Annotated in this window: 20 protein-coding genes; 13 read left to right on the top strand and 7 right to left on the bottom strand. The window is 67.0% G+C overall.

Annotation, left to right across the window (positions count from 1 at the left end):
- Nucleotides 1–43: 43 nt before the first annotated feature.
- Together bcp and IG171_RS12650 are read right to left on the bottom strand one after the other, a co-directional pair.
- Entirely contained in the window at nucleotides 44–511 is a 468-nt protein-coding gene (bcp, locus tag IG171_RS12655) for a thioredoxin-dependent thiol peroxidase (protein ID WP_212127781.1), read from the bottom strand.
- 65 nt (nucleotides 512–576) lie between these two features.
- Nucleotides 577–1,761, bottom strand: a complete 1,185-nt coding sequence (locus tag IG171_RS12650; RefSeq protein ID WP_212127780.1) for a glycerate kinase — start codon at nucleotides 1,759–1,761, stop codon at nucleotides 577–579.
- 191 nt (nucleotides 1,762–1,952) lie between these two features.
- Between IG171_RS12650 and uraD the strand changes: the two genes are divergently transcribed.
- From uraD to IG171_RS12620, 6 genes are all read left to right on the top strand, one after another.
- On the top strand, nucleotides 1,953–2,468 hold the full coding sequence (gene uraD, locus IG171_RS12645; protein WP_249203677.1) for a 2-oxo-4-hydroxy-4-carboxy-5-ureidoimidazoline decarboxylase: 516 nt from the start codon (nucleotides 1,953–1,955) through the stop codon (nucleotides 2,466–2,468).
- The gene (uraH, locus tag IG171_RS12640) at nucleotides 2,465–2,788 is read left to right on the top strand and encodes a hydroxyisourate hydrolase (RefSeq protein WP_212127779.1); all 324 of its coding nucleotides are present in this window, start codon (nucleotides 2,465–2,467) and stop codon (nucleotides 2,786–2,788) included. The genes uraD and uraH overlap by 4 nt, the downstream gene beginning before the upstream one ends.
- A gap of 167 nt (nucleotides 2,789–2,955) precedes the next feature.
- Entirely contained in the window at nucleotides 2,956–3,840 is an 885-nt protein-coding gene (gene pucL / locus IG171_RS12635) for a factor-independent urate hydroxylase (protein WP_212127778.1), read from the top strand.
- A 141-nt stretch (nucleotides 3,841–3,981) separates the two neighbouring features.
- On the top strand, nucleotides 3,982–6,735 hold the full coding sequence (gene aceE / locus IG171_RS12630; protein ID WP_212127777.1) for a pyruvate dehydrogenase (acetyl-transferring), homodimeric type: 2,754 nt from the start codon (nucleotides 3,982–3,984) through the stop codon (nucleotides 6,733–6,735).
- Nucleotides 6,736–7,556: 821 nt separating this feature from the next.
- Nucleotides 7,557–7,997 (top strand): transposase, encoded by a 441-nt coding sequence (locus tag IG171_RS12625; RefSeq protein ID WP_212127466.1) that lies wholly within the window; start codon nucleotides 7,557–7,559, stop codon nucleotides 7,995–7,997.
- Nucleotides 7,998–8,068: 71 nt separating this feature from the next.
- Nucleotides 8,069–9,019, top strand: a complete 951-nt coding sequence (locus IG171_RS12620) for an IS3 family transposase (protein WP_249203629.1) — start codon at nucleotides 8,069–8,071, stop codon at nucleotides 9,017–9,019.
- Nucleotides 9,020–9,270: 251 nt separating this feature from the next.
- On the opposite strand, the gene IG171_RS12615 is transcribed toward IG171_RS12620, so the two are convergent.
- Nucleotides 9,271–10,056 (bottom strand): IclR family transcriptional regulator, encoded by a 786-nt coding sequence (locus IG171_RS12615; protein WP_212127776.1) that lies wholly within the window; start codon nucleotides 10,054–10,056, stop codon nucleotides 9,271–9,273.
- 164 nt (nucleotides 10,057–10,220) lie between these two features.
- Here IG171_RS12615 and IG171_RS12610 point away from each other — a divergent pair, with 164 nt between their 5' ends.
- From IG171_RS12610 to IG171_RS12600, 3 genes are all read left to right on the top strand, one after another.
- Nucleotides 10,221–11,600: an NAD-dependent malic enzyme gene (locus tag IG171_RS12610; RefSeq protein ID WP_212127775.1), complete on the top strand. Its 1,380-nt coding sequence runs from the start codon at nucleotides 10,221–10,223 to the stop codon at nucleotides 11,598–11,600.
- 100 nt (nucleotides 11,601–11,700) lie between these two features.
- Nucleotides 11,701–13,008 (top strand): aldolase/citrate lyase family protein, encoded by a 1,308-nt coding sequence (locus tag IG171_RS12605; protein WP_212127774.1) that lies wholly within the window; start codon nucleotides 11,701–11,703, stop codon nucleotides 13,006–13,008.
- 53 nt (nucleotides 13,009–13,061) lie between these two features.
- A complete protein-coding gene (locus IG171_RS12600) occupies nucleotides 13,062–13,886 on the top strand; it encodes a bifunctional allantoicase/(S)-ureidoglycine aminohydrolase (RefSeq protein ID WP_212127773.1) in 825 nt (274 codons plus the stop codon).
- 141 nt (nucleotides 13,887–14,027) lie between these two features.
- On the opposite strand, the gene mqo is transcribed toward IG171_RS12600, so the two are convergent.
- Nucleotides 14,028–15,503: a malate dehydrogenase (quinone) gene (gene mqo / locus IG171_RS12595; protein ID WP_212127772.1), complete on the bottom strand. Its 1,476-nt coding sequence runs from the start codon at nucleotides 15,501–15,503 to the stop codon at nucleotides 14,028–14,030.
- A 213-nt stretch (nucleotides 15,504–15,716) separates the two neighbouring features.
- Here mqo and IG171_RS12590 point away from each other — a divergent pair, with 213 nt between their 5' ends.
- Both IG171_RS12590 and IG171_RS12585 read left to right on the top strand, forming a co-directional pair.
- The gene (locus tag IG171_RS12590) at nucleotides 15,717–16,778 is read left to right on the top strand and encodes an aminotransferase class I/II-fold pyridoxal phosphate-dependent enzyme (protein ID WP_212127771.1); all 1,062 of its coding nucleotides are present in this window, start codon (nucleotides 15,717–15,719) and stop codon (nucleotides 16,776–16,778) included.
- Nucleotides 16,775–18,169 carry an FAD-linked oxidase C-terminal domain-containing protein gene (locus IG171_RS12585; RefSeq protein ID WP_212127770.1) on the top strand — a complete coding sequence of 465 codons (1,395 nt, stop codon included), beginning with the start codon at nucleotides 16,775–16,777 and terminating at the stop codon, nucleotides 18,167–18,169. Before IG171_RS12590 ends, IG171_RS12585 begins: the two co-directional genes overlap by 4 nt.
- Here IG171_RS12585 and mmuM read toward each other — a convergent pair.
- Entirely contained in the window at nucleotides 18,144–19,067 is a 924-nt protein-coding gene (gene mmuM / locus IG171_RS12580; protein ID WP_212127769.1) for a homocysteine S-methyltransferase, read from the bottom strand. The two genes, IG171_RS12585 and mmuM, sit on opposite strands and share 26 nt — an antisense overlap.
- 21 nt (nucleotides 19,068–19,088) lie before the next feature.
- Between mmuM and tgt the strand changes: the two genes are divergently transcribed.
- Complete coding sequence (gene tgt, locus IG171_RS12575) at nucleotides 19,089–20,366, top strand: tRNA guanosine(34) transglycosylase Tgt (protein ID WP_212127768.1); 1,278 nt, start codon at nucleotides 19,089–19,091, stop codon at nucleotides 20,364–20,366.
- On the opposite strand, the gene IG171_RS12570 is transcribed toward tgt, so the two are convergent.
- Together IG171_RS12570 and IG171_RS12565 are read right to left on the bottom strand one after the other, a co-directional pair.
- Nucleotides 20,342–21,001, bottom strand: coding sequence for a queuosine precursor transporter (locus tag IG171_RS12570; protein ID WP_212131673.1), 660 nt, complete (start codon nucleotides 20,999–21,001; stop codon nucleotides 20,342–20,344). The two genes, tgt and IG171_RS12570, sit on opposite strands and share 25 nt — an antisense overlap.
- Nucleotides 21,002–21,083: 82 nt before the next feature.
- A complete protein-coding gene (locus IG171_RS12565) occupies nucleotides 21,084–23,738 on the bottom strand; it encodes a M3 family metallopeptidase (protein WP_212127767.1) in 2,655 nt (884 codons plus the stop codon).
- Nucleotides 23,739–23,833: 95 nt separating this feature from the next.
- Between IG171_RS12565 and IG171_RS12560 the strand changes: the two genes are divergently transcribed.
- Entirely contained in the window at nucleotides 23,834–24,904 is a 1,071-nt protein-coding gene (locus IG171_RS12560; RefSeq protein ID WP_212127766.1) for an AI-2E family transporter, read from the top strand.
- The last annotated feature ends 1 nt before the right edge of the window (nucleotide 24,905 follow it).

Raw genomic sequence — 24,905 nt, 5'->3', positions numbered from 1 at the left:
ACTCGAGGCATCCGGGCCGCCGTCGTCTGGGGTGAGGCGGCGGTCAGGCGCCGAGCTCTGTGCGCAGGCGAGCGACGTGGCCCTGGGCGTCGACGTTGTATTCGGCCCTGGCCACGGTTCCGTCCTCGGCGATGACGAAGGTCGAGCGCAGAGTGCCGTCGAAGGTGCGGTCGCCGATCGTCTTCTGCCCGTAGCTGCCATAGGCCTTCGCGACCTCGGCGCCGGGGTCGGACAGGAGCGGGAACGTCAGGTTTTCGTCGGCGGCGAAGGCCCGGATCGCCTCGGTGTCATCGGGGGAGATGCCGATCACGTCGAAGCCGGCGGCGGCCAGCGCCGACAGGTTGTCGCGGAAGTCGCAGGCCTCGGTCGTGCAGCCGGGCGTGGCGGCCTTCGGGTAGAAGTAGACGATGACCTTCCGGCCGGCGAAGTCCGACTTCGAGTGGGTCCGTCCGTCGGCATCGGACAAGGAGAAGTCCGGTGCGGTGTCTCCGATGGTCAGTTCAGTGGTCATGATGGTTCCTTTCGTTTGCTGAATATCTGAGTCGGCGGCAGTCGCGGTGCGGCTGGCTGCCGTGTTCATCCCATCCCGGCGGCTACGAGCGCGCAGGCGTGCGCGGCCGTGTCCTCGATGAGGGCTTCGGCCCGCTCGGACAGGGTGTCGAGGTCGGCCGGTCCCGCAGCGATCGACAGGGCCGCGGTGATGCCGGACTGCCGGCACTCGGCCGGGGAGAGCCCGACACGGCCGGCGACGACGATCACCCGCGCCGAGGCGGGGGCGCGGTCGCGCACGGCCGCGACGACCTTCCCGCCCAGGGACTGGGAGTCGAATGAGCCCTCCCCGGTGAGCACGATATCGGCCTGCGCCAGGGCGGCGGTGAGTCCGACCGCCTCGGCGACCATCGTCGATCCGGGCACCACCTCGGCGCCGAACAGGGTCGAAAGCGTCAGCGGGATCCCGCCGGCGGCACCGAATCCCGGGGTCGTGGCGAAGGTCTCGGCCTCGGCGGCGGATCCGGCGAGCACCTCGGCGAGGTGGCCCAGCCCCGTGTCGAGCACGGTCACCGATTCCGGGTCGGCGCCCTTCTGCGGCCCGAAGACCGCGGCGGCTCCGCGCGGACCGGTGAGCGGATTGTCGACGTCGACGGCGATGCGCCAGCGCACGGATCGGGCCCGTTCGTCCAGACCCGAGGTGTCGACGGAGGCCAGGGACGCCAGACCGCCGCCACCGGGGGCGATGGGCCGGCCCGAGGCGTCGGTGAAGCGCGCGCCCAGGGCGGCGGCGATGCCGACCCCGCCATCGGTGCTCGCCGAGCCGCCGATGCACAGCAGGATCTCCTCGACGCCGAGGTCGAGCGCGCTGGAGACGATGAGCCCGACGCCATAGGTGTCGGCCCGCTCGGGCTGCAGCGGGACGTCGGAGACCTGCGGCAGGCCATTGGCCTGGGCGGCCTCGATGACGGCGGTGGATCCGTCGGGGGAGACCCCGAAGGCCGCCGAGGCGGGTCTGCCGAGGGCATCGACGGTGTCCACGGTGCGCGGTCGGGTCCCCCAGACGGCCAGCAGCGCGTCGAGGGTGCCCTCTCCGCCGTCGGCGAAGGGCAGTTCGGCAACGGAGGAGTCGGGAAAGACCGCGCGAGCGCCGCGGGCCAGGGCCGAAGCCGCGGCCGGTGCGGAGGCCGACCCCTTGAAGGAATCGGGTGCGCAGACGATCCTCGGGGTCCGTGCAGAGGGGGCCTGTGTTGTCGAAGCGTCGTAGCTCATGCCCTCATTCAACCTCATCGTCGGGAGCGGGATGGAGCGGCGACCGGATTCGACCACCGCTCCTCAAGTATCCACGATTCGGAAGAAAGTTTCCACATTTGGTCTCCGGTGATTTGACATTGCCCGATGCGCCCAGCAGACTCGAACCAATTGTTTGGAAATGGTATTCCGAAGCGTGAAAGCCGAGGAGCATGAAATCCAAGGAGGTCACTGTGGACCTGTCCGAGTTCAATCGGCTTCCCGCCGATGCGGCCCGCGACGTTCTGCGCCCCTGCCTCGACGTCGATCGGTGGATCGATGCGGTCGTCGCGGCACGGCCCTTTCCCGATCTCGATTCGGCGCTCGCCTCGGCGCGCGAAGACGCCGCACCGCTTCGCACCGATGAGATCGACTCCGCGATGTCCCACCACCCCCGGATCGGGGAGAAGGCCGAAGGCGACTCCGCCGAGGCGGCCCACTCCACCCGCGAACAGGCCGGACTCGGCGCTCTCGGCGATGATGTCCAAGCGCGCCTGGCCGCGGGCAACGCCGCCTACGAGGAGCGCTTCGACCGGGTCTTCCTCATCCGCGCCGCCGGCCGCAGCCCCGAAGAGGTCCTGTCCGAACTCGAACGGCGGATGGACAACTCCGACGCCGACGAGACCGCCGAGGTCGGCGAGCAACTCATCCAGATCGCAGCCCTGAGACTCGAAGGAATCCTGTCATGAGCTTCATCACCGCACACGCCCTCGACTCGACCGTGGGCACACCCGCCGCTGATCTCGAGGTCACCCTCTACGACGGAGCCGAGGTCATCGCCTCGGCGCGGACTGACGACAACGGACGCGTCTCCGACTTCGGTCCCGACCACCTCGACCCGGGCGACTACCGGATCGTGTTCGGCACCGGCGCCTACTTCGCGGCTCGCGAGATGGACCATTTCCATCCCTCGGTCACCATCGACTTCACGGTCCAGGCCGGGCAGAAGCACTACCACATCCCGCTGCTGCTCAGCCCGTTCGCCTACAGCACCTACCGCGGCAGCTGAACCGCCTATAGACACCAGGGGAAGCAGGCCCCCTGCAGGATCAGATCCTCAACAAACCGCCGAAGCCGGCCGGAACCCGAATCCGGCGGGCCTCGCAGATCGATTGGTCACGGCGACCGCGGCGCGCCCCTCGCGCCCGTGCGCCGAAGAGCTATAGGAGCAAGAAGATGAGCAAGGTCAGACTGACATCGAATCAGTACGGCAAGGCGGAGAACCGACTCATGCGGGTCTACCGCGACTCGCAGCGTCACGAGATCCGCGATCTCAACGTCACCTCGCAGCTGTGGGGCGACTTCGAGACTGCGCACACCGAAGGCAACAATGAGCACATCGTCGCCACCGACACACAGAAGAACACGGTCTTCGCCAAGGCCAAGGAACTGGGCGTGAGCTCGCCCGAGCAGTTCCTCCTCGGCCTGGCCGATCACTTCACCAGCAGCTTCGACTGGGTCACCGGCGGACGCTGGGAGGCCGAGGAGTACGGCTGGGATCGCATCAACGACCACAACCACTCGTTCTTCAAGTCCGCTCCCGAGGTGCGCACCGCGGTGCTCACCCGCGACGGTGACAAGGACACGCTGATCTCGGGCTTCAACGGACTCACCGTGCTCAAGACCACGGAGTCGGGCTTCGTCGGCTACCCGAAGGACAAGTACACGACGCTGCCGGAGACCGACGACCGGATCCTGGCCACCGATATCGCCACACGGTGGATCTACAACAGCACGGATCTCGACTTCGAATCGGTCTACACCCGGGTCAAGGAGATCATCCTCGACTCGTTCACCGACCACTACTCGCATGCCCTGCAGCACACTCTGTACCAGATGGGCGAGAAGGCCATCGAGGCCGTGCCGGAGATCGACGAGATCCGCTTCTCCTGCCCGAACAAGCATCACTTCGTCTACGACATCGAACGCTTCGGACTGGAGAACCCGAACGAGGTCTTCATCGTCGCCGACCGCCCGTACGGGCTCATCGAGGCCACCTTCACCCGTGACGGGGTGGAGGAGAACAAGGACGCCTGGGCACAGATCGCCGGCTTCTGCTGAGACGGCACTCCTGCTGAGCCAGGACCGTCCGTCTCCGGGCTCCCGCGGCAGGTCTCCGGGAGCCCGGAGATCCGACACCGCCGGGAGCCCGGATCCCTGAGATCTCCGGGGCCCGGAACCTCGTGAGAAGGAAACCCCGCAATGACACTGGACACCACCTCGGTCAATTCGAGGAACACCACCGACGAAGAGGTCGACGAATGGCTCGAGTCCTGGGATGGTCTCGTGTGCGCGCGCGGCACCCTGCGCGCCGGCGAGATCATGGAAGCGCTGCGCCGACGCGCGGCCACGAACTCCGTCGCCCAGCCCAAGGTCACCACCACCGACTACGTCAACACGATCCCCGCCGATCAGGAACCCGCCTACCCGGGTGACGAGCGGATCGAGCGACGGTACCGCAGGTGGCTGCGCTGGAACGCGGCCATGCTCGTCCACCGTGCGCAGCGACCGGACATCTCCGTGGGCGGACACATCTCCACCTACGCGGGAGCCGCCACCCTCTACGAGATCGGGTTCAACAACTTCTTCCGCGGCCAGGACCATCCCGGCGGCGGCGACCAGGTCTTCTTCCAGGGCCATGCCTCGCCGGGGATATACGCCCGCGCCTTCCTCGAGGGGCGGCTGAGCGAGGCCGACCTCGACGGCTTCCGGCAGGAGGCCTCGCAGGCTCCGCACGGACTGAGCTCCTACCCGCATCCGCGGCTGATGCCCGAGTTCTGGCAGTTCCCGACCGTGTCGATGGGCCTGGGCCCGATCAACGCGATCTACCAGGCGCAGATGAACCGCTATCTGCACCATCGCGGGATCAAGGACACGTCCGAGCAGCGGGTGTGGGCCTTCCTCGGCGACGGTGAGATGGACGAACCCGAATCGCGCGGAGCCCTGCAGCTGGCCGCGAACGAGGGACTGGACAACCTCACCTACGTCATCAACTGCAACCTCCAGCGCCTCGACGGTCCGGTCCGCGGCAACGGCAAGATCGTCCAAGAGCTCGAGGCGACCTTCACCGGCGCCGGATGGAACGTCATCAAGGTGCTGTGGGGCCGCGAATGGGACTCCCTGCTCGACGCCGACCGCTCCGGCGAGCTCGTGCGCATCATGAACGAGACCCTCGACGGTGACTACCAGACGTTCAAGGCCGAGTCCGGCGGGTTCATCCGCGACAACTTCTTCGGCCGCTCGCCGGTGACCAAGGGGCTCGTCGAGCACTTGAGCGATGACGACATCTGGAATCTCAAGCGCGGCGGCCACGACTACCACAAGGTCTTCGCCGCCTATCAGCGGGCCGTGAACACCACGGGCAAGCCCACGGTCATCCTGGTCCAGACGGTCAAGGGCTACGGACTGGGCACGACCTTCGAATCCCGCAACGCCACCCACCAGATGAAGAAGTTCACCGCCGCCGACGTCAAGGCCTTCCGCGACCGGATGGACATTCCGATTTCCGACAAGGTCATCGACGACGATCCCTATGCGGTGCCCTATTACCATCCCGGCAACGATGCCGAGGAGATCGAGTACATGCTCGAGCGGCGCCGGCAGCTCGGCGGTTTCCTCCCGGCCCGCAAGCCGGAGAACAGCCGCAAGACCCTGCCCGCCGTCAGCGACAAGGCGTTCGCACAGACGAAGAAGGGGTCCGGCCAGCAGCAGGCGGCGACGACCATGGCCTTCGTGCGTCTGCTCAAGGACCTCATGCGCGAAAAGGGCCTCGGCGAGCGGATCGTGCCCATCATCCCCGATGAGGCCCGCACCTTCGGCATCGACGCCTTCTTCCCGACCGCGAAGATCTACAACCCGAACGGGCAGAACTACCTCGCCGTCGACCGGGAGCTCTTCCTGTCCTATAAGGAGGCGACCTCCGGTCAGCTGCTCCACGTGGGCATCAACGAGGCCGGTGCCGCCGCCGGGTTCACCGCCGCGGGCACCGCGTACTCGACGCTGGGCGAACCGATGATCCCGATCTACGTGTTCTACTCGATGTTCGGCTTCCAGCGCACCGGCGACGCCTTCTGGGCCGCCGGGGACCAGATGACGCGCGGGTTCATCATCGGTGCCACCGCAGGCCGGACCACCCTGACAGGGGAGGGTCTCCAGCATGCTGACGGGCACTCCCCGGTGCTGGCGGCCACGAACCCGGCGGTGCGCGTCTACGATCCTGCCTACGGCTACGAGATCGGCCACATCGTCCGCGACGGTCTCCACCGGATGTACGGTGAGCACGACCTCGGCGAGGACGCGCGCAACGTCATGTACTACCTCACGGTGTACAACGAGCCGATGCTCCAGCCGGCCGAACCCGACGACGTCGACGTCGAGGGAATCCTCAAGGGCATCCACCGCGTCGCCGAGGCGGGGACGACCGCCGAGGCGGCTCCGGGCTCCCGTCCGCAGGCGCAGCTGCTCGCCTCCGGCGTCGCCGTGCCCTGGGCGGTCGAGGCTCGCGAGCTGCTCGCTGCGGACTGGGGTGTGGACGCGGCCGTGTGGTCGGTGACCTCGTGGGCCGAGCTGCGGCGGGATGCCCTCGACTGCGAAGCCGCGAGGCTGACCGACGTCGGGGCCGAGCCGCGCACGCCGTATGTGAGGCAGCGTCTGGGCGGGCAGGCCGGGCCGATCGTGGCCACGAGCGACTTCGACTCGACCCAGCCCGATCTCATCCGGCCCTTCCTGAACCAGGAGTTCGCCACTCTGGGCGCCGATGGCTTCGGCTTCTCCGACACCCGGGCCGCGGCCAGGCGCCACTTCAAGATCGACGCGCACTCGATGGTCGTGCGCACTCTGCAGCTGCTCGCCGAGCGCGGTGAGGTGGCGCCGAGTGCGCCGGTGGAGGCCGCGAAGAAGTACCGCCTCGGCGACGTCAACGCCGGCACCTCAGGCACCGCCGGCGGAGATTCCTGAGGAAGCCGCAGCCCACTGGTGCCCATCGGTCGCCAGCGGCTGGGGCCTGGTCGCTGGCGACCGGGGACCCGCGGACGAAGGGTCCGCGGACGAGGGGTCCGCTACTAGAAGCCCGCGGACGAGGGGTCTGCGGACGAGGGGGCCCGTGGTTGAGGGGCCGCTACGAGGCACCGCAGCCGGGCCTGCTCACCCAGATGCAGGCTGCTGGCTTCTTGGGGAGGAGCGGCCCTGAGCCGAAACACCGCCGGAGGCCCGAGACCACGGCGGAGGACTGAGGAGCCAGCCGAAACAACGGTGGAGCGCCGAGACCATTGTGCAGACATGGTGGTCTCGGCGCTCCACCGTTGTATCGACGTGAGCGGCAAGCTGGTGCTTTGCTCTGCACTCACTGGCGAGAGATCCACCGGCGCGAAACTTGCTGGTGGAGTGTCTGCTGGAGAGCTCGCAAAGCTCACTTGCCCTCTGGCATTCTGTGGTGAGGCCGCTGGCACGAGGCGCGTTGTGATGGCATCACAGCCTTGATGAGCGACATCCGCTGTTGCCGGGCCCGCTGGTATGAACGCACCTCACGAGGCAGGAGTTCTCTGTCGCAGGGAGTACGGGGCACTGAGCCGGTTGGATGCGACAGTCGAATGCGGTTGGCGGCCTCTGGCTGCGGGAACCGGCCGAGTCCGAGACCACGGCTGGTGCCCGAGACCACGGCGGAGGACTGAGGAGCCAACCGAAACAACGGTGGAGCGCCGAGACCATTGTGCAGACCCTCTGTGTCAGGCTGTCTTGTGACAGTTATCTGACAATATTGGCGGGGAGAGAAGTCTGTTATGTCTTTTGAAGTTCCGTCCCGTTCCTCGAGCCGCGGGCATTTCACCACGGCCCAGAAACTCGAGATCCTGGACGAATATGACAAATGTATCGAGATGGGTTCTAAAGCCCAGTTGGCTCGGACTGTCGGGGTCAATCCCAGAACGATCTATCAGTGGTTCGTGGACAGAGAAAATGGTTGCCTGACCTCGCGATCGGATCGGTTGAATGGCAATCCCAGTGACAACAAGCTCAAAGCCGCTGAGAAGAAGCAACTCACACAGCTGCAGGCCGAGAACGAAGCGTTGAAGGCCAAACTGGCCAAGTCTGAAGCTGCGGTCGATATCTTGGGAAAAGCGTCCGCGCTCTTGGAAGCGATGTCCAAGAGCGCGACCGCGACAGACCCGACGCTGCCCGAGGTCGAGGCGACCAGGCCGGACTGGATGAGCCCGCCACAGTAAAGGCAATCGGGTTCAGGTTCATCGGCGATCTGATCAGGGTCGGCTGGTCGATCACGGCGGCCTGCGAGTTGATGGGTGTGCATCGTACGAGTTGGTACCGTCACCAGAATCCGGCGGTCCCGGCCGGGGTGCAGGTGCCGCAGAAGGAACGCGACTACCCGAGTCGGATCACCACCGCCGAGGCCGATGCGTTCATGGCGCTGTTGAACTCTGAAGACTATGAGAGCCTGTCTGTCACCCAGGCGTATTGGCGGATGCTCGATGCCGGGCAGGTGCCATTCTCCGCGTCGACGGCTCACCGAGTGGTGGCCGCACACGGGCAGAACGGAGACCGTCGCGCCCAGCGCCGTGGTAACCAGCCCAAACGGCCTAAGCCGGTCCACGCTGCCTGCGCACCGAACCAACTGTGGAGTTGGGACATCACGATGCTGCGCGGTCCCGGCAAGGTCATCTATCGCCTCTATGCCATCATGGACGTTTTCTCCCGCAAGATCGTTGGCCACCGGGTCGAGACTTCCGAGAAATCCGTCCATGCTCAGACCATGATCGATCAGGCTGTGGCAACTAACCAGCAGTACCCGACCGTGCTACACGCCGATAACGGGGCTCCCATGCGCGCGGCAACGACTGTCCAGTTCGCTCAGTCGCTGGGGATCAAGCTGTCCTTTTCCCGGCCCAGAGTGTCGAATGACAACGCGTTTAGTGAATCGACGTTCAAGACCATCAAGTACCACTTGGACTTTCCCACCCGGTTCGAATCCATCGATCATGCTCGTGACTACATGGCCGCGTTCATTGCTGACTACAACGCGAACCACCGCCACAGCGGCCTGAATTATTACACTCCCAACGATGTCCATCACGGACGTACCGAGCTTGTCCGGGCCCGTCGCCAAGCCACTCTGGAGGCCCGTCACTGCGCGCATCCGGAACGATTCCACACCAGCCCCATAGCCGCTGGCCCACCGACCCACGCCGGCATCAATAGCCCAGAAAACACCGAGCTGTCACAAACAGCTTGAAATATACCGCAGACATGGTGGTCTCGGCGCTCCACCGTTGCATCGACGCGAGCGGCAAGCCCGCCCGTTGAGGTGAGGCCTCTGAGGTGACGAACGAAGTGTGAGGCGCAGTGGGAGACGGGGAGAGCACCCGGCGCGGCCCAGGGCACTCAGGTCGGCCAGGGCGGCGCGGCGAGTGCGGCTAGTGCACCGCGGCCAGGCGGCGAGTGCGGCCAGGGCTGCGCAGCCAGCGCCAGCGCCCCGGGGCAGCTTCAGACCATGCTGCGCATCTCCTCGGAGATCTGATCCGCGGCCGCGCGCAGCAGGGGGACGGCGCGATCGGCGAAGGCCTGGTCGACGCGGCTGATCGGCCCGGAGACGGAGATCGCCAGAGGGGCAGGGGCATCGGGGATCGCCATCGCGAAGCAGCGGACACCCAGTTCCTGCTCCTGCTCGTCGATGGCGTAGCCGCGGTCCCTGATGAGCTCGAGCTCGGACTCGAGCTCGGAGAGCGTTCCGAGACTGTACTCCGTGGGCGTCGGCATCCCCGCGGTGGTGACGATATGACGGACCTGATCGGCCTCGAGCCCGGCGAGGATGGCCTTGCCGACCCCGGTGTCGTGCATGTGCGCACGCCGGCCGACCTCGGTGAACATGCGCATCTGGCGCTGCGAGGCGACCTGATCGACGTAGACGACCATGTCTCCGTCCATCGTGGCCACATTCGCCGACTCGCCGAGCTCGGCGACGAGGTCGCGCAGATAGGGACGGGCGATCGCGCCCAGTTGGGCTCCGGCGAGATTGCCCAGCCGCACGAGTCCGGGCCCGAGCGCATAGCCGCGATTGGGCAGCTGGCGCACCACGCCGAGGTTGACCAGCGTATTCAGCAGCCGGTGGATCGTCGGCAGAGGCAGATTGACATCGGCGGCGATATGGCTGAGCGTCGCCGATCCGGAGGAGTTCGCGATGCACTCGAGCAGCCCGAAGGCACGCTCGACGGACTGGACTCCGCCCTTCGATTGGCGGATCGCGGGAGTCTTCGTGTCCTTGCTGCTCATCGATGTTCCTTCTTCCAAATTTGAGTTTCGGCGGTGAAACTTCCATTCAGTCTAGTATCGAAATGGAAGAAAGTTTCCAGATTGCGATGCCTCGACTAGAATTTCCACTAGGTAGAAGTTACTATCCATAATACGGAAAACCAATATCAGGGAGGATATTGCTCATGGTTGCCACCAGTCCCGGATACTCGATCACCCTGCGCGTCAGCATCGCCGTCGGACAGTCCGCCACCTCGGACCTCGTCGCCGCAGCCGCCGCGACCGGCGCCGGCGTGACCGGGCTCGACGTCGTCGAGTCCACCCCGCACACCGTCATCATCGACGTCAGCGCCGACACCCGCGACGTCGCCCATGCCCAGGAGGTCTCCGACGCCCTCGAGAAGCTGCCCGGCGTCGAGGTCCAAAAGGTCTCCGACCGCACGTTCCTGCTCCACCTCGGCGGCAAGCTCGAATCCGCCGCGAAGGTGCCCCTGCGCAACCGCGACGACCTCTCCCGCGCCTACACCCCGGGCGTGGCGCGAGTCTGCAAGGCGATCGCGGAGAACAAGGACGACGCACGCCGTCTGACCATCAAGCGCAATACCGTCGCCGTCGTCACCGACGGCACCGCGGTCCTCGGCCTCGGCGACATCGGGCCCGAGGCGGCCATGCCGGTGATGGAGGGCAAGGCGGTGCTGTTCAAGCAGTTCGCCGACGTCGACGCGTGGCCGGTGGCCCTGGACACGAAGGACACCGAGGAGATCATCTCGATCTGCAAGGCCATCGCCCCGGCCTACGGAGGCATCAACCTCGAGGACATCGCGGCCCCGCGCTGTTTCGAGATCGAACGTCGCCTGCGCGATGAGCTCGACATCCCCGTCTTCCACGATGACCAGCACGGCACCGGCGTCGTCACGCTGGCGGCGCTGAAGAACGCGCTCAAGGTCGTGGGCAAGCGGATCGAGGACCTGCGCATCGTCGTCTCCGGAGTCGGAGCGGCCGGCAACGCCATCATCCGTCTGCTCCAGGTCGCCGGGGCGAAGAACATCATCGCCTGCGGCCGCGAAGGCGCCATCGGACCGAACTCGAAGGTCGACACCGACCACAAGGTGTGGCTGCAGGCCAATACGAATCCCGAGGGCTTCGAAGGCACCCTCAAGGAGGCCGTCGTCGGTGCCGACGCCTTCATCGGCGTCTCGGCTCCCAACGTCCTCGACGGCAGCGACATCCAGGCGATGAACTCCGACGCCCTCGTCTTCGCCATGGCCAACCCGGATCCCGAGGTGGATCCGGTCGAGGCGCTCAAGCACGCCGCCGTCGTGGCCACCGGACGCAGCGACTACCCGAACCAGATCAACAACGTGCTCGCCTTCCCGGGCATCTTCCGCGGCCTCCTCGACGCCGAGGCACGGGACGTCGACGAGAACATCATGGTCGCCGCCGCCGATGCGATCGCCGACTGCATCCCGGTCGATGAGCTGCACCCCGGCTATGTGATCCCGTCGGTGTTCGATCCGGAGGTGGCGAAGAAGGTCGCCGAGGCGGTGGCAGCGGTGTCGTCCTGAGCGTCGCCGTGCCCGGGCGGGGAGAATGAGAGACAATGAGCACAGGCTCGGCACCGCCGCCTGGCCGATGGCACCTGTGCAGAGAAAGAGAATGTGAAAAGTGGAACGATCAACCCTGGCCGACATCGATTCGCTGCTCAAGGACACCGATGAGCTCCTTGCAGCTCGCTATCCTGGGGAGCGTGATGTGCGCCAGCCGGTGCACACCGTCTACGTTCCCGGGCACGTCTCGACTCCCGACCTGCCGCGCAAGTGGGGTCAGCAGGCACTCGACTTCGTCGATGCGCACGGCGGAATGCTGCAGCTGGCCGAGCGGGTCATCACCGCGGCCAGGAAGGAAGCCGGTCCGCAGGCCGGCGGTCAGATCCCGAGCCTGCACCAGGTCGCGCGAGAGGCCGAGCTCCTCGCCGAGGCGGTGACGTCGAAGCTGCGGCGCGAACCGATCGAGGACCTGCGTCTGGACTTCGAGGACGGCTTCGGCGACCAGGGCGACGAATTCGAGGACCAGTGGGTCGCGCAGGCCGCCCGCGACGCCGTGGCCGGGCAGCACGAGACCGGGGCACCGGCCTTCTACGGCATCCGCTTCAAATGCCTGGAGACGCCCACACGGGCCCGGGGCCTGCGCACCCTCGACCGCTTCCTCGCCGAGGTGGTCGCCGCCAACGGATCCCTGCCGGACAACCTCGTGCTCACCCTGCCCAAGGTCAGCACCGTCGACCAGGTCAGGGCCATGGTGCTGGCCTGCCGCGACATCGAGGCCCAGCACGGCCTGGCCGAGGGAACGGTGAGCTTCGAGATCCAGGTCGAGACCCCGCAGCTCGTCCTCGGCGCAGACGGCACCGTGCCGCTGGCCTCGGCCCTGCACGCGGGAGCCGGCCGGGTCACCTCCCTGCACTACGGCACCTACGACTACTCGGCCTCGATCGGAGTGGCCGCGGCCTACCAGGCGATGGACCACCCCGTGGCCGACTTCGCGAAGAACCAGATGATGCTCGCCGTCGCCGGCACCGGAGTCCACCTCTCCGACGGTTCGACGAACATTCTGCCCCTGGGCGAGCCCGAGGACGTCCACCGGGCGTGGAGCCTGCACGCCGGCCTCGTGCGTCGCCACCTCAAGCGCGGCATCTACCAGGGTTGGGACCTCCACCCGCATCAGCTGCCGACCCGGTTCCTCGCAACCTTCGCCTTCTACCGCGAGGGAGGGCCCAGCGCCGCGCAGCGACTGCGCAACTACGTGTTCAAGGAGGATTCGGCGGTCCTCGACGAACCCGCCACCGCGAAGGCGCTGGCCCGCTATCTCGACCGCGGCCTCGTCTGCGGAGCCCACACCGAGGAGTTCGTCACCACGCAGACGAACCTGAGCCTCGAAGAACTGAAGAGCCTCGCTCGCACCGGCCGTGCGAACTGACACTTGAGCGACGACCGTACGAGCGAGACCACGACACCAAGGAGAACCCACTGATGACGACGACCGATCCCTACACCTACTGGGCGCCGACCGGCGGCCATCCGCCGCAGTCGGACCTGCTCACCGACCGGGCACTGGTGACCGAGGCCTACACGGTCATCCCCCGCGGGGTGCTGCGTGACATCGTCACCTCGAACCTGCCCGAATGGACGGGAACACGGTCCTGGGTGCTCAGCAAACCGGTGGCCGGGGGAGCGGTGACGTTCTCGCAGACCATCCTCGAGGTCGCCCCCGGCGGCGGTTCCGAGGCTCCGGAGCCGCAGCCCGAGGTCGAAGGGTTCCTCTTCGTCATGGCCGGTCAGCTCGACATCACCCATGAGGGCCGGAACCACACGCTGACGCCCGGTGGGTTCGCGTTCCTGCCCGCGGGCTCGACCTGGAGTGCGAAGTCCACCGGCACCGAGGCGGCCCGCTTCCATTGGGTGCGCAAGCGCTACCAGCCGGTGGCCGGTCTGGTCCCCGAGGCGAAGTTCGGCAATGAATCCGAGATCGAGCCCTCCCCGATGCCGGGCACGGACGGGCGCTGGCGGACCACCCGGCCGCTCGATCCGGACGATCTGGCCTATGACATGCACGTCAACATCGTCACCTTCGAAGCCGGAGCGGTCATCCCGTTCGCGGAGACGCACGAGATGGAGCACGGGCTCTATGTGCTCGAGGGCAAGGCCGTCTACCGGCTCAACGGCGACTGGGTCGAGGTGCAGGAAGGCGATTTCATCTCGATGCGCGCCTTCTGCCCGCAGGCCTGCTACGCCGGGGGACCCGGCCGGTTCCGCTACCTGCTCTACAAGGACGTCAACCGTCAGGTCGAGCTCTGATCCGAGCCCTGAGAAGTCCGCAGAGACAAACGACCGCTCGCTCGCGGTGCCGGCACACGTTGCGTGGCACCGCGAGCGAGCGGTCGGTCTCTCCCGGCAGATCCGGGCGGGCTCGTGCGAGCTGGGCTCGGACGAGTCGGCTCAGACGAGCTGCAGGGTCCGGGCGGTGTACTCGGAGAGTTCGGACAGCAGGGTCTCGTCGTCGGCGAGGCTGCGGTCGAGCGAGGGGATCATGTCCTTGAGCGAGGACTCCCAGTTCCCGTACTGACGCGGGAAGCAGGTCTTGAGCAGGTTGGTCACGATCGACACCGCGGTCGAGGCGCCCGGGGAGGCGCCGAGCAGAGTGGCGAACGAACCATCGGCCGAGGACACGAGCTCCGTGCCGAAGGCCAAGACTCCGCCGCTCTTGGGATCCTTCTTCATCACCTGCACGCGCTGGCCGGCCTGGATGAACTCCCAGTCGGCCGGGTCGACGTGCGGGATGAACTCGTAGAGCGAGTCGTAGCGGGACTTCTTCGACGCGGCGAGCTCGCTGACCAGGTAGGTCACGAGGTCGGTGTTGTCCTTGGCGACATTGAGCATCGTGGCCAGGTTGTTCCCGCGCACGGAGAACGGCAGATCGGTGAAGCGGCCGTCCTTGAGGAACTTCGGCGAGAAGCCGGCATAGGGGCCGAACAGCAGATAGTCGTCGCCGTCGACCACACGGGTGTCGAGGTGCGGCACGGACATCGCCGGGGCCCCGAAGGACGCCTGACCGTAGACCTTGGCCTGGTGCCGGGAGACGAGGTCGGGGTTCGAGGTCCGCAGGAAGATGCCGGAGACGGGGAAGCCGCCGTATCCTCGCCCCTCGGGGATGCCGGACTTCTGCAGCAGCGGCAGCGCTCCACCGCCGGCGCCGACGAAGACGAACTTCGCGCTGACCTTATGGGTCTCGCGTGCGAGCAGGTCGCGCACGGACACCGTCCACCCGTCCGAGGCGCGCTCGAGATCGGTGACCTGGTGGCTGGTGCGGATGGTGGCACCCTTGTCGGCGACGTAGCTGAGCAGCTGACGGCTCAGCGAACCGAAGTCGACGTCGGTGCCGATCTTCGTCCGCGAGATGCCGTTGACCTGGCCGGGACCGCGCCCTTCGAACATCAGCGGCAGCCATTCGGCCTGAGTGTCGGGATCGTCGGTGTACTCCATCTCGGCGAAAAGCGGGTTGCGCTTCATCTGCTCGTACCGGTTCTTGATGTAGTCCCGGCCCCGCTCGCCGCGGCCGTAGCTGATGTGGGGGACCTGGTTGATGAAGGTCTTCGGATCCGGCAGGACTCCGTTGTCGACGAGGTGCGACCAGTACTGACGGGTCTGATGGAACTGCTCGTTGATCTGCGAGGCCTTCTTCAGATCGATGTGGCCGTTGGAGTCCTCAGGCGTGTAGTTGAGCTCGCACAGGGCCGCGTGACCGGTGCCGGCGTTGTTCCACGGATCAGAGCTCTCCTTGGCGACATAGTCGAGCTTCTCGTAGACACGGATGTCCCAATCGGGCTGGAGTTCGGTCAGCATGGCGCCGAGAGTGGCGCTCATGATGCCGCCGCCGATCAGGACGACGTCGACCTTTTCCTGCTTGGAGGTCATTTGGACTCTCATTCCTCGTCGCTGACTGCATGTATTCGTCTCTCAGACTACTCTCCGCCGCTGCACACCTGTAACCCGGGCTGAGGCAGCGCGAGCACGTGCGAGCATTCTCACAGCGGATGTGCGTCCACCCGAGCGGGCCGAATCCGACCGATCGGACATTTCGGCGAGACAGGCCGTGTCGCCCGCCACAAGTTATGCAACTATGGGCACATGTCGAATCGTTTCCTGCTTCGTGACTCGCTGGCCGAGTTCCCGCCCTACGTCCCCGGCAAACCTCCCGTCAGTTCGCCGGGTCTGACCCCGTACAAACTGTCCTCGAACGAGAACCACCTGCCGCCGCTGCCGGGTGTCGTCGAGGCCGTCGCCTCCGCTTCGGCGGTTCCGGGCAACTATCCCGATCCGACCTCGGCCGCGCTCGTCGACGACATCGCCTCCCACCTCGGCGTCGAGGCGGCCGAAGTGGTGCCCGGCGCCGGCGCCTCCGAGGTGCTCTCGGCGCTGACGAACATCACCCTCGAGGCCGGAACCTCCGTGGTCTACCCGTGGCCGTCGTTCGAGATGTACCCGATCCTCGCCGCCTCCCGCGGGGCCGAGAAGCGCCCGGTCGATCTGCTCGAGGACGGTCGTCACGACTTCCCCGGACTGGCCGCCGCCGTCGACGACACCACCCGTCTGGTGCTGCTGTGCTCGCCGAACAATCCGACCGGCCCGACCATCACCGACGCCGAGCTCGAAGGCTTCCTCGCCGAGGTGCCCGACGAGGTCATCGTCGTCCTCGACGAGGCCTACGTCGACTTCGCCGCCGAGGCCGCCGACGGTCTGGCCGCCCAGAGGAAGCATCCGAACCTGGTGCTGGCCCGCACCTTCTCCAAGGCCCACGGGCTGGCCGGCCTGCGTGTGGGCTTCGGCATCGCCGATGTCGAGATCGCCTCGGCCCTGCGCCAGGTCATCGCCCCCTTCTCCGTCACCGCCGGGGCCCAGGCCGCGGCCCGTCAGTCCCTGTCCCGAATCGACGAGGTGGCCGTGCGGGCCAAGGAGGTCGCGACGGTGCGGGACCGGTTCGCCCACGATCTGCGCGAACTCGGGCTCAGCGTCCCCGACTCCCAGGGCAACTATGTGTGGATCGCCCTCGATCCCGAGGCCGCCGTGGCCTTCGAGGGCGCCTGCGCCGAACAGGCCGTGGCCGTCCGTCGTCTGCAGGGCGGTGTGCGTGTGAGCATCGGCCCCGACGAGGCACTCGACCGGGTGCTCAGGGTCGCCGCCGAACTGTGACCGGCAACCCGCGACTGGAGGAGCTCGAGGCCCGGCTGAGCCCGGGCGCGCTGGTCACCGACCGCGACGTCATCGACTCCTACTCCTCCGACAAGGCCCTCTTCTGTCCCGCCGGTACGGCTCTGGCCCTGGTCCGGGCCGCCGATGTCGACGATGTGGTCGCGGTGATGCGGTTCGCCACCGAGCATCGGATCCCCGTCGTCACCCAGGGGGCGCGGACCGGACTGTCCGGGGCGGCCAATGCCACCGACGGTGCCCTGCTGCTCAATGTGGCCGGGCTCGATGCGATCGTCGACATCGACGAGGTCAATCAGACCTGCCGGGTCCAGCCGGGTGTGATCAACCAGGATCTCAAGACCGCCCTGGCCGGCCACGGCCTGTCCTACCCGCCGGATCCCGGTTCCGTGGCGATCTCGACTATCGGCGGCAATGTCGCCACGAACGCCGGCGGCATGTGCTGTGTGAAGTACGGGGTGACGAAGGACTACGTGCGGGCTCTGACCGTGGTGCTCGCCGACGGCACCGTGACGAAGGTGGGCCGGCAGACGGCGAAGGGGGTGGCCGGACTCGATCTGGCCGCACTGTTCGTCGGCTCCGAGGGCACCCTCGGCGTCATCGTCGAGATCACTCTCGCACTCAAGCCGAAGCTGGCCCCGCCGGTGACCGGTGTCGGGATCTTTCCCGATATGGAGTCGGCCGGGCACACGGTCTCGGCGTACATGGCCTCCGGCGCCGCACCCTCGATGCTCGAACTCATGGACGGGGCTACCGTGGCGATGATCAACGCCTTCGGCGATTTCGGTCTGCCCGACGACGCCGGTGCGCTCCTGCTCGTCCAATCCGATGCCGCCGGGGACTCCGCCGTGGCCGAACTCGAATCGTTCCAGGCCATCGCCGAGGTCCAGGGCGCCACCGAGGTGTTCTTCTCCGATGATCCGGCGGACTCCGAGATGTTCGTCGCCGCCCGACGGGCCGTATCGCCGGCGATGGAGCGGTACGTGGCTGGCATCGGCGGGGGAGAGCTCGTCGACGATGTGTGCGTTCCGCGGTCCCGCCTCGGCGAGTTCTTCGCCCGGCTGGCGGTCATCGAGGCGAAGTACCAGGTGGAGGTCGCCACGGCCGGGCACGCCGGGGACGGGAACATGCATCCGAGCGTGCTCTTCGACTCCTCCGATGCGGCCAGTGTGGCCGAGGCGAAGGAGGCCTTCGCCGAGATCATGCAGCTCGGGCTCGACCTCGGCGGGACCATCACCGGCGAGCACGGGGTCGGCAGCCTCAAGCGCCTATGGCTGGTCCGCGAACTCGATGAGGGCGCCCGCCTGCTGCAGGCGATGATCAAGGAATCCGTCGACCCCCTGGGGATCCTCAATCCGGGCAAGATGCTCGGGTGAGGAGGCCGATGTCGGCCGCCGACACTCGACAGCAGCCGCCGATGATGCGCGCGCCGAGGCGGGTCCACGTGGGCAGCGGCCAGGATCCGACGCCGGCTTCCGCACCATCGTCTCGCCAGGTCATGGCGTCGGAGTCGTAGAACTCTCCTGAGTTCGGGTATGCGATGAGGGGCAGATCCGTGTGCGCGGACAGGGCCTCGAGCGCCGGGGTCACGAGCGAGGGCGGCACGCAGTTGACACCGACCGCCTGCACCGCCGCCGAGGCGTTCGCCGCCTCGGCGAGATCCGCGAGGGCCGACCCGTCGGGCAGAGTCGTGCCCGTTCGCAGGGTCACGCTCAGCCAGGCCGGCAGACCGATCTTTTCGGCCAGACCGATGACGGTGCGGATCTCGTCGAGGCGCGGTTGGGTCTCGATCGCCAAGAGGTCCGCCCCGGCCGCGGCCAGGGCATCGATGCGCAGGCGGTGGAATTCGGCGTACTCGCCCGCGGTCAGCCGGTAGTCGCCGGTGTATTCGGCACCGTCGCCCAGCCCAGCCCCATAGGGGCCGATGGAGCCGGCGATGAGAGCTCGGGGCGCACCCGTGGCCGCGGCGACGGCCTCGGTGGCCGAGCGGGCGATGCTCACGCTGTCGGCGATGAGGCGACGGCCGTCCTCGAGGGAGACGGCGGCCCCGGCGAAGCCCAGCGGGCTCGCCTGGTAACTCGCGGTGGTCAGTATGCGGGCGCCGGCGGCCGCGAAGTCGGCGTGCACCTCGGCGAGGGCCTCGGGGCTGCGGCGGATCAGCTCGGCCGACCACAGATCGTGGTTGAGGTCGATGCCGCGGTCCTCGGCCGCGGTGCCCAGCCCGCCGTCGATGACGATGGGCCCGGTCGCGGTGAGCATCTGCGTGAACGTCATGGTCTTAGTTAAGCTTGTCCGGTGACTACAGACGAATCCCCGGCAGCATCCGCACCCATCAACGACCGTTCGCAGTTCGGCTTCGAGGTGGGCACGCGCCTGGACACGGGCGGCCGCACCGGTGTCATCCGCACCCCGCACGGTCGGATCGAGACCCCGGCGTTCATCCCGGTCGGCACGAAGGCCACGGTCAAGGCCGTCCGCCCCGACGAGGTCGCCGAGCTCGGCGGGCAGGCGGTGCTGGCCAACGCCTACCACCTCTACCTGCAGCCCGGATCGGACCTCATCGATGAGGCCGGCGGTCTGGGGAAGTTCATGAACTGGCCCGGCCCGACGTTCACCGACTCCGGCGGCTTCCAGGTCATGAGCCTGGGTTCGGGGTTCAAGAAGGTCATCTCGATGGAGGCCACCGGCCAGCGCAGCGATGAGCTCGTGGCCGTGGGCAAGGAGCGGCTGTCGAACGTCGATGACGACGGGGTGACCTTCAAATCCCACCTCGACGGGGCGATGCACCGCTTCACCCCGGAGATCTCGATGCGCGTCCAGCACGAGATCGGCGCCGATATCATGTTCGCCTTCGACGAGCTGACGACCCTCATCAACACCCGCGGCTACCAGGAGGAGTCGCTCGAGCGGACCCGACAGTGGGCGATCCGCTGCGTCGAGGAGCACTTCCGCCTCACCGAGGCCCGTTCGCACCGTCCCTATCAGGCGCTGTTCGGAGTGCTGCAGGGAGCGCAGTACGAGGACCTGCGGCGCAAGGCCGCCCGGGATCTGGGTGGGATGGACTTCGACGGTTTCGGCATCGGCGGGGCGCTGGAGAAGGAGAACCTCGGCACCATCATCCGCTGGGTGTGCGAGGAGCTGCCGGAGGACAAGCCGCGGCACCTGCTGGGCATCTCCGAGCCCGATGACCTGTTCGAGGCGATCAGGACCGGAGCGGACACCTTCGACTGCGTCTCGCCCTCACGGGTGGCCCGCAATGCCGCGATCTACACCCGTGACGGGCGCTTCAACCTCACCGGGGCGAAATACCGCCGGGACTTCGGACCGCTCGATCCCGACTGCTCGTGCTACACCTGTCAGAACTATTCGCGGGCCTATCTGCGGCACCTGTACAAGGCCAAGGAGATCCTCTTCTCCACCCTGTGCACGATCCACAACGAGCACTTCGTCGTCGGCCTCGTCGCCGAGATCCGCCAGGCGATGATCGACGGCCGCTTCCACGAGCTCGAGGCCGAGGCGCTCGGCCGGTACTATGCGAAGCGGCGCGGTCAGGAGCCTCCGCCGAGCTCGTAACTGGGTTCGTGGCGTTTGACCAGCGTGATGACCCGGTAGGTCACGGGCATGAGGATGACCTCGACGGCGACCTTGTAGACGAAGCCGACGATGATGTAGTTGAGGAAGTCCAGGCCCGGGATGACTCCGGCGAAGGCGATGATGCAGAACAGCAGGGTGTCGACGAATTCGCCGACCCCGGTCGAGGTCAGCAGCCGCACCCACAACTTCGATTCGCCCATCCGCCGCTTCACGGCCACGAGCACCCACGAGTTGAGCAGTTGGCCGACGAGGTAGCCGACCAAGGAGGCGGCAACGATGCGCGGATAGAAGCCGAGGACGGCGGCGAAGGCCTCCTGATTCTCGTATCCGGGCCCCGGTGGGGAGATGAGGACGAGCCAGAAGACGAAAGTCGCCAGAATCTGCAGACCGAAACCGGTGATCACGGCCTTGCGGGCGGCCTTGAAACCGTAGACCTCGCTGATCACGTCGCCGAGGATGTAGGCTATGGGGAACAGGAACGCGCCGCCGTCGGTGACGATGGGGCCGAAGCCGATGACCTTCGTGGCCGAGATGTTCGAGATGATGAGCACCGCGCAGAACACGGCGAGGAAGACCGCGTAGTAACGTCCGCGTGAGGACGCGAAGGCGGCCAGCCTCGTCGCGGTGGGGGAGGGCGCCGAGTCGCTGCTGCGACTCGGCTGTCCAGACTCGCTCTCCGAAGGGCCGGACCGGCTGTCAGGGCTCTTCTGCGACAACGGTGATTTCCTTCCCGTTCGTGACCTCGAGCAGCTGCTCGTAGGTCAGCGACATCATCGAGTTCGGGGTGCCGGCCGCGGCCCACAGAACGGGATGGCCCCTCAGCGCGATATCGACGTAGGTGGGGATCGGAGCGGGATGCCCGCACGGGGCGACACCGCCGATGACCTGGCCGGTGGCCTCGCGGACGAGGTCCTTGTCGGCGCGGTCGAGGGAATCGATGCCCAGCTGATCGGCGACATGGTCGGTGTCGACGCGGTGGGCGCCCGAGGTCATGATGAGCACGGGCGCGCCTGAGGAGGAGAAGATGAGACTGTTGGCGATGGCCCCGACCTCGATGCCGAGCTTCTCGGCCGCCGACGCCGCCGTGGGTGTCGCATCGTCGAAGAGCCGGACCTGCGGTTCGATGCCGTGCTCGCGCAGTGCGGTCTCGACCTTCGCATGATTGGCATGCTGCTTGGGTCCCTCCGCTGCCCCCGCCGAGGCGGCTGCCGGGTCGTCGACGGCGGCCGGGTTCGCCGCGGCGGGGTCCGCGTCACCGGGTTCGCCCGGGCCGGCTGCCGGTTCGGCTGCGGCTGCGGGCTCGTCTTCGGAGGCGACCGGTTCGGCCAGTCCGCGACGGCGCAGCAGCGGCGCGACATCGGGTCGGGTGCCGAAGAAGCGTTCGATCGCCGACATCGGGTCGATCGAGAATCCGGGGGCGAGGATGGCTTCGCGGAAGGCGTCTCCGGCCTCGCGGTCGAGCCCGCCGTGGTCTTCGAACCATTCGCTGACCCAGGCGGCGATGACCTCGGAGTAGAGGTAGGAGTAGTAGCCGGCGGCATACCCGGAGGCGAAGATGTGACCGAAGTAGGTGGTGCGGTACCGGGGCGGCACGAGCGGGGAGAACCCGGCGGCGGAGAGGACCTCGGATTCGAAGGAGAGCACATCGGTGATGTGCTCTCCGGCTTCGAGCGAATGCCACGACAGGTCGAGCATGGCCGCGGCGAGGTACTCGATCGTGTCGAAGCCCTGCCCGAACCGCTCACTGTCGACCAGCGCGGCGACGAGCTCGGCCGGCATCGGCTCACCCGTGTCGATGTGCTTGGCGTAATGGGGCAGGACCTGCGGGTGGAACCGCCACATCTCATTGAGCTGGGACGGGAACTCCACATAGTCGCGCGGGACCGCGGTGCCCGCCGTCGACGGGTAGGTCGAGTTCGCGAACAGTCCGTGCAGCACATGACCGAACTCGTGGAAGAGCGTCTTCAGCTCGGTCGGATTGAGCAGGGTCGGCCGTCCGGGGCCGGGCTTGGCGAGGTTGAGCGAGAGGGTGACGACCGGCAGCAGACCGGTCAGGCGTGAGGCGGGCACGAGCTGGTCCATCCACGCCCCGCCCCGCTTCGTGTCCCGCGCATACGGGTCGATGAGCACAAGGCCCAAGGGCCGGTCGTTGACATCGGTGACCTCATAGGTGCGGACGTCCTCGTGCCAGCCGGTCACGTGCTCACGTGGGGCGAACGTGATGCCGTAGAGCCCGGTGGCCGCGCGGAAGACGCCTTCGGTGAGGACCGTGTCGAACTCGAAGTACTTGGCCACCTCATCGGGATCGATGCCGAACGTATCGGCCCGGTACTTCGCCAGGTGATATTTGACGTCCTCGGCTGCGATTTCGTCGAGACCGTAGCGTTCCCTGACCGCAGCCAGTTCCGCATCGAGCTGAGCATTGGCGGGGTTGATCAGGGAGGAGACGATATCGGCCGCGGCATCGGGATTGCCGGCGGTCTGATTGTCGATGGCAAAGGACGAGTACGAGGGATAGCCGAGCAGGTTCGCCTGCAGCGCCCGCAGCGCCGTCGTGTCCGCGACCTGGGTGCGCGTGTCGCCGTCGCCGCCGCGGGAGCCGCGGGCCATCGAGTTGTTCAGCACGTGCCGGCGCGTCTGCGCGGAGTCGAGGGACTCGAGCACGAGCTGCTGGGTGAAGTTGTTCAGCGGCAGCAGATAGCCGTCGACGCCGCGCTCCGCCGCCCGCTCCGCGGCCGCGGCGATCCGGTCCTCGTTCATCCCGACCAGCGAATCGGCCTCGCCGAGGTGGACGGCCAGTTCCCGTGTGTCCTGCTGCAGGGCCCGGGAGAAGGAGGTCTCGAGTGCTGTGAGCTCCGCGAGGATCGTGGCCATCTGCTCCCGCTCCTCCTCGCCGAGGCGGGCTCCGGCGCGGACGAAGAGCTCGACGGTCAGCTCCTGCTGCCGCTTGTCCTCGGGGTTGAGGTCGGCCACCGCGACCTGCTCGATGCGATGGAAGAGATCGACGTCGAGCAGGATCTCGGTGCGGGTCGCCGACAGCGTCTGCCACACCTGCCCGACGGCGTCGGCGAGTTCGGGACGGAAGTGGTTGGACTCGACGGCGCTGACCACGGAGGCGATGCGGGTCATCGGCACGAACGCGGATTCGAACCTCACGGTGGTGGAGAAGAACGTCGGCTCGGCCTCGTCGGAGACGATCCCGGCCACCTCGGCGCGGGCGAAATCGGTGGCCGCGTTCACCGCGGACAACAGCGTCTCTGGGGTGACGGCGGCGAAGTCAGGCAGTGAGAATTCGCCCTGTGGGTCGAGGAAGGCCTCCCAGACATCGATGCTGTTCGGATCGGGGCTCATTCTCGACATACCACTTTCTTCACGGTTCGGGTTTCACCGACGATCCTAACGTGAGAGTGCCGACCGGTGCATGATCGCTGGTTACACTGGAGTCCATGGGCACCGGTCAGGGCAGATCCCTCACACTCAACAGCGCGTTCCGGGTCGGCTTCACCGGCACCCTGGGCGTGGGGCTGGCGATCGCTGTGATGATGGCTCTGCAGTCCGTGGCCACCGTGATCATCTACATCGGGCTCGCCCTGTTCCTGTCGCTGGGTCTCGAACCGATCGTGCAGTGGTTCGTCGAGCGCAAGGTGCCGCGGTCGATGTCCGTCATCCTCGTCGTCCTCGCCTTCATCCTCATCGTCGTGGGGGCCGGACTGCTCGTCGCCCCGATCGTGATCAGTCAGATCCAGACCTTCATCGGCGATCTGCCCGACATCGTGGCGAATCTCGCGGCGACCGGTTGGGTGCTGGAGCTCGAGCAGCAGTTCACCGGGGCGATCGACGTCGACGCGATCTTCGCGAATCTCGGCGACTGGGTCTCGGACCCGAAGAACGTGCTGTCGGTGGGCGGCGGAGTCGTGTCGATCGGGGCCGGGATACTGAGCTTCATCACCGGCGCTATCATCGTCGTCATCCTCACCATCTACTTCGCCGTGACCATGCCGACGATCAAATCCGCCATGTTCTCCCTGGTCGCGGCCAGCTCCCGACCGACGGTCGAATCCGTCACCGAGGAGGTCACCCGCTCCATCGGACGCTACGTCCTCGGGCAGCTGTCCCTGGGCATCGTCAACGGCGTGTGCTCGGCGATCTTCCTGACCATCATCGGCGCACCGCTGCCGGCACTGCTGGCGTTCGTGGCGTTCCTGGCCTCGCTCATCCCGCTCATCGGTCCGATCATCGGAGCGACCATCATCACCGCCTCATGCCTCATGGTCTCCCCGGGACTGGGCATCGCCGCCGGCATCTACTATCTCGTGTACATGCAGGTCGAGGCGTACCTGCTCAGCCCCCGCATCATGAGAGCCGCGGTCGATGTGCCCGGCGCACTCGTCATCATCGCCGCCATCGCCGGCGGCACTCTGGGCGGTGTGCTCGGTGCCGTGGTCGCGGTGCCGGTGGCCGCCTCGGCGCTCATCGTCATCCGCAAGGTCGTCGTGCCCGCGCAGGCGAAGAAGTAGG

It is taken from the genome of Brevibacterium sp. SMBL_HHYL_HB1 (assembly GCF_018208375.1).
Lineage (GTDB): Bacteria > Actinomycetota > Actinomycetes > Actinomycetales > Brevibacteriaceae > Brevibacterium > Brevibacterium intestinavium.
The sequence above is the reverse complement of the archived record's forward strand: the minus strand, read 5'-3'. Positions and strand labels throughout refer to the sequence as shown.

Coding starts and splice junctions, on each gene's coding strand:
- bcp (WP_212127781.1), bottom strand. CDS start 511: ATGACCACTGAACTGACCATCGGAGACACCGCACCGGACTTCTCCTTG.
- IG171_RS12650 (WP_212127780.1), bottom strand. CDS start 1,761: ATGAGCTACGACGCTTCGACAACACAGGCCCCCTCTGCACGGACCCCG.
- uraD (WP_249203677.1), top strand. CDS start 1,953: ATGAAATCCAAGGAGGTCACTGTGGACCTGTCCGAGTTCAATCGGCTT.
- uraH (WP_212127779.1), top strand. CDS start 2,465: ATGAGCTTCATCACCGCACACGCCCTCGACTCGACCGTGGGCACACCC.
- pucL (WP_212127778.1), top strand. CDS start 2,956: ATGAGCAAGGTCAGACTGACATCGAATCAGTACGGCAAGGCGGAGAAC.
- aceE (WP_212127777.1), top strand. CDS start 3,982: ATGACACTGGACACCACCTCGGTCAATTCGAGGAACACCACCGACGAA.
- IG171_RS12625 (WP_212127466.1), top strand. CDS start 7,557: ATGTCTTTTGAAGTTCCGTCCCGTTCCTCGAGCCGCGGGCATTTCACC.
- IG171_RS12620 (WP_249203629.1), top strand. CDS start 8,069: ATGGGTGTGCATCGTACGAGTTGGTACCGTCACCAGAATCCGGCGGTC.
- IG171_RS12615 (WP_212127776.1), bottom strand. CDS start 10,056: ATGAGCAGCAAGGACACGAAGACTCCCGCGATCCGCCAATCGAAGGGC.
- IG171_RS12610 (WP_212127775.1), top strand. CDS start 10,221: ATGGTTGCCACCAGTCCCGGATACTCGATCACCCTGCGCGTCAGCATC.
- IG171_RS12600 (WP_212127773.1), top strand. CDS start 13,062: ATGACGACGACCGATCCCTACACCTACTGGGCGCCGACCGGCGGCCAT.
- mqo (WP_212127772.1), bottom strand. CDS start 15,503: ATGACCTCCAAGCAGGAAAAGGTCGACGTCGTCCTGATCGGCGGCGGC.
- IG171_RS12590 (WP_212127771.1), top strand. CDS start 15,717: ATGTCGAATCGTTTCCTGCTTCGTGACTCGCTGGCCGAGTTCCCGCCC.
- mmuM (WP_212127769.1), bottom strand. CDS start 19,067: ATGACGTTCACGCAGATGCTCACCGCGACCGGGCCCATCGTCATCGAC.
- IG171_RS12565 (WP_212127767.1), bottom strand. CDS start 23,738: ATGAGCCCCGATCCGAACAGCATCGATGTCTGGGAGGCCTTCCTCGAC.
- IG171_RS12560 (WP_212127766.1), top strand. CDS start 23,834: ATGGGCACCGGTCAGGGCAGATCCCTCACACTCAACAGCGCGTTCCGG.